6 protein-coding genes are annotated in these 9,396 nt (G+C 57.5%); 2 read left to right on the top strand and 4 right to left on the bottom strand.

From position 1 onward, the window contains the following. Positions 1 to 13: 13 nt before the first annotated feature. Positions 14 to 856, bottom strand: coding sequence for a UDP-2,3-diacylglucosamine diphosphatase (locus EC9_RS17770; protein ID WP_218934230.1), 843 nt, complete (start codon positions 854 to 856; stop codon positions 14 to 16). A gap of 304 nt (positions 857 to 1,160) precedes the next feature. Here EC9_RS17770 and EC9_RS17765 point away from each other — a divergent pair, with 304 nt between their 5' ends. Beyond that, positions 1,161 to 1,421, top strand: coding sequence for a DUF485 domain-containing protein (locus tag EC9_RS17765; protein WP_145347288.1), 261 nt, complete (start codon positions 1,161 to 1,163; stop codon positions 1,419 to 1,421). After that, a complete protein-coding gene (locus EC9_RS17760) occupies positions 1,418 to 3,355 on the top strand; it encodes a sodium/solute symporter (protein WP_145347286.1) in 1,938 nt (645 codons plus the stop codon). Before EC9_RS17765 ends, EC9_RS17760 begins: the two co-directional genes overlap by 4 nt. Before the next feature lie 172 nt (positions 3,356 to 3,527). Here the strand turns inward: EC9_RS17760 and EC9_RS17755 are convergent, their stop codons facing one another. The 3 genes from EC9_RS17755 to EC9_RS17745 all read right to left on the bottom strand — a co-directional run bounded on the left by EC9_RS17755 (position 3,528) and on the right by EC9_RS17745 (position 9,042). After that, positions 3,528 to 4,232, bottom strand: coding sequence for an ion transporter (locus tag EC9_RS17755; protein ID WP_145347284.1), 705 nt, complete (start codon positions 4,230 to 4,232; stop codon positions 3,528 to 3,530). A gap of 101 nt (positions 4,233 to 4,333) precedes the next feature. After that, complete coding sequence (locus EC9_RS17750) at positions 4,334 to 5,758, bottom strand: amidohydrolase family protein (protein WP_246105755.1); 1,425 nt, start codon at positions 5,756 to 5,758, stop codon at positions 4,334 to 4,336. Continuing rightward, positions 5,755 to 9,042, bottom strand: a complete 3,288-nt coding sequence (locus EC9_RS17745; protein ID WP_145347282.1) for an amidohydrolase family protein — start codon at positions 9,040 to 9,042, stop codon at positions 5,755 to 5,757. The genes EC9_RS17750 and EC9_RS17745 overlap by 4 nt, the downstream gene beginning before the upstream one ends. Between the last annotated feature and the right edge of the window lie 354 nt (positions 9,043 to 9,396).

The following is a 9,396-nucleotide window of genomic DNA, read 5'->3' as shown; positions in this document are numbered from 1 at the left end:
TGTGTCGATCCGATCAAGCGTTGGAACGCAGCCGATGGAATGTCGGCTCGCGTCGCTGCGTCTTTGCCAAGTTGTGGGCGTCGATCAATTGCAGCCGTCCGTCGGGCCACTCGACGATCGCGCTGCAGTGCTCGATCCAATCGCCGGTGTTGAGGTACATGATCTCTTCGATCTGCGTGATCTCCGGTTTGTGGATATGCCCACAGACCACTCCTTCGCAATCTTGATCGCGAGCAAAGTCGCACAGCTGCTGGTGGAAGCCGCTCTTCTTTTGAACGATGCTTTTGGCCCACAGCTTCAGGCTGCGGCTGATCGGAATCTGTCGACCGCCAAACAATCCGAGCACCGCGTTGATGCTGCGATCGATCGCCAGCAGACCTTCGTAGGCAAGCGACCCCAAGCTCGACAGCCAATGCATCTTGCTTTCGACCATGTCGAATTGATCGCCATGCAATACGGCCAACCGCTTCCCGTCGGCGCACTGATGGACAAACGAATCACGGATTTGGACAAGTCGATAGTCTTCGACAAAGCTGCGCAAAAACGTGTCGTGGTTTCCAGGTGTGTAATAGATCTCGGTTCCCGAGACGCCCAGGTCGAACAACCGTGCGACCAAGCGGTTGTAGGCGGGAGTCCATCGAATCCGACGGCTCATCCGGCGGTTGTCGACGACATCACCGACCAGATAGATCTTCTGCGGCAGGCAGCGCTGGAGTAATTCCAGAAGAGGTTCGGCTTGGCAGAACCGGCTGCCCAAGTGAATGTCGGAAAGAAACAGCGTTCTTGCGTCGGACAATTCCCAGGTTGCATTGGCTGGGGTTCGATGCGACGCTGTGGTGTGTTGTGTGCTCGTCAACGCAGTGCGACCTCTGGTGCCCACGGATCGGTGCGAAACGCTCGCTTCTGGGCGCGGTTCGCTGGGTTATTCCGTCCAATCGATTGCAGTCATCCGTCAACCTGCCGATGTCAGAGTTTGGTCGCAACGGTCCGAAATTGAAATAGGGGAACTGACATAAAGTGCAGAGAAGGTGGCGTTTGGGGGGGATGGTGTCTGGACCTGCTACGATGATTTTTCTGTCGCAAACCGGGGGGGATCGCTCACGCTTTCGGTCCGTTTGGGCTACAATTCCCCCTTTTCGCCCCCTTAACGTTTCTTCCAAATGAATTGGAAACCCATGCAAGCTCGGAATTCACGGATCGGTCTGATCCTTTTCTTTTGTTATCTGCTGCTCTACAGCGGGTTTGTGTTCATCAATGCGCTCTCTCCCGACTCGATGGACATGCAACCGATCGACGGAATCAATCTGGCGATCGTCTACGGTTTTGTCCTGATCGTGGGGGCGTTTGCGATGGCCCTGCTGTACGGTCTGCTGTGTAAAAACGACGCTCCAAGCGATAACGATGGGGAGGCGAAGCAATGATTTACGAACCTTCGACGATCGCTGTTGTGATCTTTTTGGCGTTTGTTGGCCTGACCTTGGGGCTGAGCTTCTATCTGGGGCGGCAAGCGAAATCGTCCGCCGGATTCTTTACAGCCCACGGACAGATCCCTTGGTTTGTCAACGGCGTCGCGTTTGCTGGCGATTATTTGTCAGCCGCTTCGTTCCTCGGAATCTGCGGGATGATCGCCTTCAGTGGTTACGACGGCTTCCTTTATTCGATCGGCTACCTCGCCGGTTGGATCGTGGCCCTGTTTGTCGTCGCCGAACCGATGAAGCGACTCGGCAAATTCACCTTCGCCGACGCTCTGAATTCCACTTTCAATTCCCGCGGCATCAAGCTGGTCGTGGGGATCAGCACGCTGGTCGTCAGCATCTTCTACTTGATCCCGCAGATGGTCGGTGCGGGCGTCTTGATTCAACCGCTGCTCGGCTTTCCGCATTGGGTGGGCGTCGTCTTGGTCGGCGCCACGGTGATCTGCATCGTCACCTCGGCCGGGATGTTGTCGACGACTTGGGTTCAGTTCCTCAAAGGTTCGCTGTTGGTGATCTTCTCTGGCGTGCTGACCTATATGATCCTTGGACGCGGCTTCACGGCGCAGGAAGGTGGAATCGACGGGCACGTCTTCCAAACCGTGGGACCGTTGACTGTCGAGAACCTGGAATCGGAACTGCTTGCCACGCCGCAACTCGCCGGCGGCAAGATCATTCCCGCGACGGGCGACTGGGAAGGCAAAGACTTCATTCGCACTCGTGACAGTGAGGGGAAGATGATCGTCTGGCGGGTCGAAAAAAAGGAGGACGGAACCGCTACGTTGTTGGAAGGCCAGATTCTTACAACAACTGCCGATGGCGAGACGTTGGTCAACGGTTTGGTCAAGGGAACCGAAAAGGGAGGAGCCGAACTGCACCCGATCGGATATATCAGCAAGCTCTCGGGCGACCGCAAAGAGACCGGGCCGCTCGGCTTCCTTTCGTTCTTCCGTGAACTGGGGACCAGTGAAGTCACCCTCTGGAACGAGCAGAAGATCGCCGATACCGATGGGGCCAAATCGACAGTCTATTACCCGACGCCGGTCTCGGGATCGGAAGTCCTTCGCCCGGGACGCAAATTCACTGGCATTCGCAGCGACAATCCGATCGATCGATTGAACTTTCTGTCGCTGATGCTGGCTCTGTTCTGCGGCACCGCTTCGCTTCCCCACATCTTGATCCGCTACTACACGGTCAAAGACGAAGCGGCGGCGCGAAAGAGTACGATTGTCGGGATCGCGGCGATCGGATTCTTTTATGTGCTGACCCTTTATATGGGCTTGGGCGCGATGGCGAGTGGTGCCTTGGATGTGACGACCAGCAATATGTCCGCCCCGTTGTTGGCCAAGAGCATCAACGAGTGGTTGTTTGCAATCATCTCGGCGATCGCCTTTACAACGGTTCTGGGAACGGTCAGCGGTCTGATCATCGCGTCGGCCGGAGCGGTCACGCACGATCTTCTCGTCTCGTCGCTTGGGTTCAAATTGACCGGTGACGAAGAGGTCCGCGTCGCCAAGTTGGCGTCGGTGACTGTCGGGATCATTGCGATCGTGCTGGGGATCTTGTTCAAAGATCTGAACGTCAGCTTTCTTGTCGGCTGGGCGTTCAGCATCGCCGCATCGGCGAACCTGCCCGCGTTGATCATGTTGTTGTTCTGGCGCGGGACAACGCATCAAGGAATCATCGCGGCGGTCACCGTCGGGATGGTCTCGTCGTTGGGCTGGATCCTGTTGAGCGGCGATACCTATGCGAAGGTCTACGGTCTCGATGCCGCCGACGCGATCGTGCCGTTCAGCCAACCCGGTATCGTGACGATCCCGCTGGGCTTCATCACGCTGGTCGTCGTTTCGCTGATGACGCGTCCTAAAACGGCTGCCAGCTGAATCGAGCGGTTGTAAATCTCTGCCGCATCCCGGGGATCGACTCGGGATGTGGCGAAGTCGTTCCAACACAGGTCGACGACGCGTCGATCGGGAACAGGCTCCCGATGCGGCCACGATGCGAGAACGATTCCAGCCAGCCGATGCGCGGCGGACGGGAACGCTTCGTGATGGTCTATTCGTTCTCCATCTCGCGGGCTTGCGCGAGGGCCGATGCGACCAAGCCGGCGGGAACCGACACGATCCCCAGCCCGATCAACAGGATCACGAAGGTGAAGATCCGACCGCCAGCAGTGATCGGATAGAGGTCTCCGTAACCAACGGTTGTCAGCGTGACGACTGCCCACCAAAGGCAATGGAACACCGATGCAAAGGCTTCCGGTTGGGCATCGTGTTCAAAGTGATAGATTCCCACCGATGCGAGATACAGCAGGATCACAGTGACGAAGAGGAACAGGACAATCTCCTCGCGTGCGATCAAGAACGCTCGGTGAAACCGTTGGATGGCTCGACTGTAGCGAACCAGTTTCAGCATCCAGAACAGTCGCAGCAGCCGGAGTGCGCGGATCGATCGCAGATCGAAACCAAACGAAAGGTAGAAAGGTAAAATCGCCAGCAGGTCGACAACACCAAAAAAGCTGGTCGCGAATGCGAGCTTGCGGTCGGCAACGATCAACCGGACGATGTATTCGGTCGTGAACACGACGACCGACGCGATCTTGAAAAGATAGAGCAGCCGCGTCCAGACGGGATCGAGATTCGGCAGTGTCTCTACGCTAAAGGCGATCAGCGACAGGACGATGAAGCACTGGATCGATAGATCGAACACGCGTCCGGCCGGCGTATCGGAACGTTCGACGATGTCTTTGAGAGTTGGCACGGAAACTGGAGCAGTCCTATCGAGGCAGCTTTTGTACGAACGGAAGGTTTCGCTCTGGGCAATTTAGTGTTTGTGCTCAGGCGATCCAAGCGGCTCGTTTTTTAACGCGAGCGTTGTTTGTACTTTGTGCGGTACTTATCAGCCAGTGTCCTATGCTTGCTCCCCAAGTCGACTTTGGCACCGGCGATGTAGGCGTCGGTGACATTCGATTCGGATTGCAGAATGTCGCCATCGACGACGATCAACGTCGCATCTTTGCCGACGGTGATCGAGCCGACGCGATCCGCCACCCCCATGATCTCCGCGGGAGCTAAGGTGATCGCGCGAATCGCCTCGTCGGCTGGCAAGCCGTAGGCAACAGCAACGGCAGCGTGGTAGGGCAGGTTCCGCGCGGCCGCGCCGCCGCCGGGGCTTCCCGCTCCAGGGCCGCCGATCGCAAACCGGATCCCCGCTTCGCTCAAACGACTCGGCAAGGTGTACGGATGATCGTAGGGATCATCGCGGCGCAGAGGCAGCCGATACGTCGAGTGAACGATGACCGGAACGTCATATTTCTTTAACAGTGGGGCACATTCGGGAGCGTCGTAGCCGCCGTAGATGATCGGGCGGATTCCGCGAGCGACACAGAAGGCAACGGCGGCTTCGATTTCGCGTCGATCATCCGCGTCGACGATCATCGGCGATTCCCCTTCCAGCACCGGGATCAATGCTTCGAACCGCAGATCGACCGGCGTCCAATCGGGCCGGGCGGCGCGAGCGATCGCATACCGCGCGGCGGTCTCCAATCGATCCGACAATCCTTTCAAACGCTCGTCGCGTTCTTTGGCGCGGTCGATCGAACTGCTTTTCCGCGAATCGTACGAACGCCAAGAAACGATCATCCCGGTGTCACCGCGAAGCAACATGTCTTTGTAGGTCCAACCGTCCAACTGAATGACGGCCGATTGACCTCGTATGTTGCCTCGCTTTGGAGCGATCGATGCCAGCAGAACTCCACCGGCCCGGGCGACAGGAATCAACTCACTGTCGGCGTTGACAGCAACCCACGGGCGAAGATTTGGGTTCTCGTCCCCCACTTCGTCGGTGTCGACAGTCGCTCGCACGGAACCAATTTCCGTCAGTCCCACGTTCGACATCGACTCCATCAAACCGGGATAGATGTGTTTCCCCGCGACGTCGATCGATCGACACTTCGCCGGCAAAACAACATGCTTTCCGATCTTGGTGATCTTCCCCTTCTCGAAGACCACGGTGGCGTTGTTCAACGTCTTCGCGTCGATCGTGTGGACGACGCCACCGACCAAAGCGATCGGCGTCGACTGGGCAGCTCCGGGGATCTGGTCGTTTGCGTCGACGTTTGTCCCAGCGACCAACGCACAACCGAAGCATGTCGCCAACATCGATCGGATCACAAACGAACGCCGATCGGGTTTGGGAGTTCTCGCGGTCGCGCTGCCGCTCGGTTCAGAGCGTTTCGCCACCGCAGGAACCAGCCAGCCGAAGAGGTTTTGGTATTGCTTGCTCATCGTCGTGCCTCCGCGTGTCGGTGTCCGGTTTGGGTGTGATCGTGGTTGTGATGGGCATGGTCGTGATCGTCGTGTCCGTGGCAATATTCGTCGTATCGCAACCAACGGTCTTCCTCTTCGACTTCGCTTTTCGCGGAACCGCCGCTGCCGAAGCCTTTATCCAAGATTCGGGCAATCAACATCGACCGCCACTCGGCATCCCGCTGACGAAGCCGTTGGTCGTTTTCGAGCGTAAACATCGGGCGTCCATCGACCCAGGTTTGTTCACAGCGAGACAGTGTCGACAGCGGCGGCCCGCTCCACAACACGAGATCCGCATCCTTGCCAGGCGTTATCGACCCCACGCGGTCATCGATCCGGAGCTGCTTGGCAGGATTGAGCGTGACGAATTTGAGTGCCTCTTCCTCCGAAACCCCGCCATATTTGACCGCTTTGGCAGCTTCGGTATTGAGATGGCGAGCCAGCTCGCGATCGTCGCTGTTGAACGAAACGACGATACCTTCATCGTGCATAATCGCTCCGTTGTAAGGAACCGCATCGTAGACCTCGAACTTGTAGGCCCACCAATCCGAAAACGCCGAAGCCATGGCGCCATGCTCACGCAATCGATCCGCAACCTTGTATCCTTCCAGCACATGTTGCAACGTTCCGATCGTGATATCGAATTGATCCAGCAAGTCGAGGAATGCAACGATTTCATCTTGGCGATAGCTGTGGCAATGAATCCACCGCTGACCGTTCAATATTTCCACGATCGCTTCCAGCTCGAAATCGCGACGCAGAGGCAATCCGTCGCGTTGCCCCGCCTGCCACCGCCGCTGTTGTTCGCTGTATTCCTTGGCAGCTTGGAATCGATCGCGGAACAACTGCTCCACCCCCATCCGGCTCGACGGATATCGGGTTTGAGCCGCGGAGCGATTGCTCTGCTTGACGTTTTCACCCAATGCGAATTTGATCCCGGCAGGTGCGGACGCCATCTTCATCGCCTGCATCGAATCGCCCCAACGCAGTTTGATAACTTGGTTTTGCCCGCCGATCGGATTGGCCGAGCCATGCAATATGTTGCTGCTGGTCACTCCGCCAGCCAGCTGTCGATAGATGTTGATGTCGGAATTATCGATGAAGTCGCCGATTCGAACCTCGGCCGTCACCGCTTGTCCAGACTCGTTGATTCCACCATCGGTCCCCATGTGGGAGTGACAATCGATCAAGCCGGGCGACAGGTGCTTGCCGGTTGCATCGACCACGCGGCAACCCTCGGGGACCTCGAGAGCGTTCCCCACCGAATCGATTTTGCCATCGATGACCAACACGTCGGCACGGTTCAACACGCCTTGATCGCCACACGTCCAAACGGTCGCATTTCGAAACAGCACCATCGGTTCCACCGGGACCGCGCCCGTCACGCCCAAGCCGCCCAGCGGGTAATTGACAGTAATTGCGTCGAGAGGACTGGCGTCATCGGATACCGGTTCGGATCCGTTGTCGCTCTTCTCGCCATCATCTCCTTCGTCGTCGGCGGTTTTGGCCTCAGTCGTTGTTTTCTTTGGCTTGGCACGCTTCCACTTCAAGTCTTGCGGTTTTCCATCGGGAAGCGAGAGCGTCGAGAATACGGAAATCGAATCCTCCTCCTCGACGGTGATCATGGTGATTCGAGAAGGTCCCGCGGGCAGCTTGCTGTCCGCCTGAGAAAGGTCGACCCAGGCAGTCATCCGATCGACAGCGCGAGCGATCTTTTTGAGTTCCGCCGTCGTGCTCTCCTTCTTAGATTTGTCGGCCGCCGGTTTGGCCTCCGATTCAGCATCTGCTTTTTCGACTTCCGCAGCGGATGGCTTCGCCTTGCCGCGATACGTAAGATTCCCCGACCACTTCCCCTTCTTCCTTGCCAAATGCAACTCGACAGGCACTCCCTTGGCGTCGATCTTGATCTTCGTCGTCCAATCTCCGATCAAAAGATCCGGTTTATCCGGTCCATTGGCGGAGAACTCGAAACGCGTCCCTGCGACCCACGTTTCCAACACATGCGTCTCTTCTTCGAACAGTTCGCCATCGGTCACGATCAGATTGGCGAGGCCGCCGACTTGAATCGCTCCACACGTTTCGTCGATGTCCAGCCACTTGGCCGGCGTAGTTGTCAGCGACGCCAAGGCCACGTCGGGCGAAAGCCCGCGACGGACAGCCACGCGTATGTTCTTCAGAAACGACTTGGGATCGCTCAAACCGTCGGACGTCAAACAAAACGTGGCGCCGGCCTTTTCCAGACGCAGCGGATTCTCGGGTGCAAAGTGCCAGTGCAGCAGGTCCCGCAGTTCGATGTCGGCAGCTTGGGCTTCGGAAGAGACATCGGGAGCAGTGGGGAAATTGACAGGAACCAGTAACATTCTTCCGCTGGCCGCAATCGCATCGAGATCGCGATATTCACGCCCCGAACCACGCAGCGTCATATTCAGTGCGAATTCGTTGGCCAGCTCCTCAGCCCGCACCGCCATACGTTCATTGGGAGCGTCGACGATAAATCGGCCACCACGCATTTCATCAGCTAACGTTGCTAGTGCATCGTTGCGCTCCGGGCGGGGAAGCGTCGGTTTGGACCGATACGCTTCCCAAGCCTTGGTGTACCAGTCGGCATCGGAAAACGTCTGTCGCAAAAGGGCGACGGCTCCCATCGGTGAATTTGGGTACGCGTCGCGACGGCGATCTCTTGGGACCGTTAGTTGCAGATGTTGTGCGACGGCGTCGTCGATCAGGGTCGCCCCCGATTTTTTGTCGAGCATCACCAAACTGCTGCGGCCTTTGACGATCGCTCCTCTGGGAGCGAGCAACCGCATCGCCACGCCTTGAGAACGGTACTCGGAGATATTGGAAATCTCATCGATCCCATCGGCCGCCGATCGACGCGGAAGGACGTAGCCATTCCAGTGGCCGGTGCCGTTGGATTGCGGCGGAGCGACAGCGATCTCGCCAAACGCGTCGATCAAACCGGCGTAGATCGATTTGTCGGAACAGTCGATCACGTGGGCGCCGGGCGGCGGTTGAATGTCGCTTCCGACCGCAACGATCGACTTGCCACGGATCAAGATCGATGCCGAAGGAATCACCTGGCCTGGGCGGATTACAACACGGCCATCTTTCAGGAACACGATGTCGGGCGGATTCTCGCGCAAACCGACAACCGGGCGTGTATCCGCCGGATCCTGTGCGAGGCATAGCGACTGACCGGCAAGCACCAGCAAGAAAACAACACATCGGGCGACGCGGAGCGTCTTCGTTTCGCAAAGCAACATGATTCTTTCAGCGTGGCGAATTTTGATGGGATCACGAACCTAACAGAATACTTGATCGCGGATCGTTCGACAGAAAGAAGCGTTAGTTTTCCCCCGCCGAGACAACTTGCACGACAAACCTGCCACTAGAGACAGGTTCAATCGGACGATCCCTCTTCCTCGAAAGCAGGGTGCGGCGACTTCGCAGCGAGTGTTTCGAAGCGGCAACTTCCGGTGGTTTGACTCGCATTTCGTGGCCACCAACAGCAACGATGGGGCGGCAGTGAAGCGAATACTTTGCAGGAGGAACGAAACCTACGGCTCGGTGAGTGGTTCAAAGGTGACGAGCCGACGAATCCATCTTCCCAATTCTCG

It is taken from the genome of Rosistilla ulvae (assembly GCF_007741475.1).
Classification (GTDB): Bacteria; Planctomycetota; Planctomycetia; order Pirellulales; family Pirellulaceae; genus Rosistilla; species Rosistilla ulvae.
Note: the sequence above shows the minus strand (reverse complement) of the source record. Positions and strands in the feature narration are given on the sequence as shown.

What these genes read in the sequence shown, in the direction of transcription:
- EC9_RS17750 (WP_246105755.1), bottom strand. Translation starts at nt 5,758, where the DNA reads ATGAGCAAGCAATACCAAAACCTCTTCGGCTGGCTGGTTCCTGCGGTG.
- EC9_RS17760 (WP_145347286.1), top strand. Translation starts at nt 1,418, where the DNA reads ATGATTTACGAACCTTCGACGATCGCTGTTGTGATCTTTTTGGCGTTT.
- EC9_RS17745 (WP_145347282.1), bottom strand. Translation starts at nt 9,042, where the DNA reads ATGTTGCTTTGCGAAACGAAGACGCTCCGCGTCGCCCGATGTGTTGTT.
- EC9_RS17765 (WP_145347288.1), top strand. Translation starts at nt 1,161, where the DNA reads ATGAATTGGAAACCCATGCAAGCTCGGAATTCACGGATCGGTCTGATC.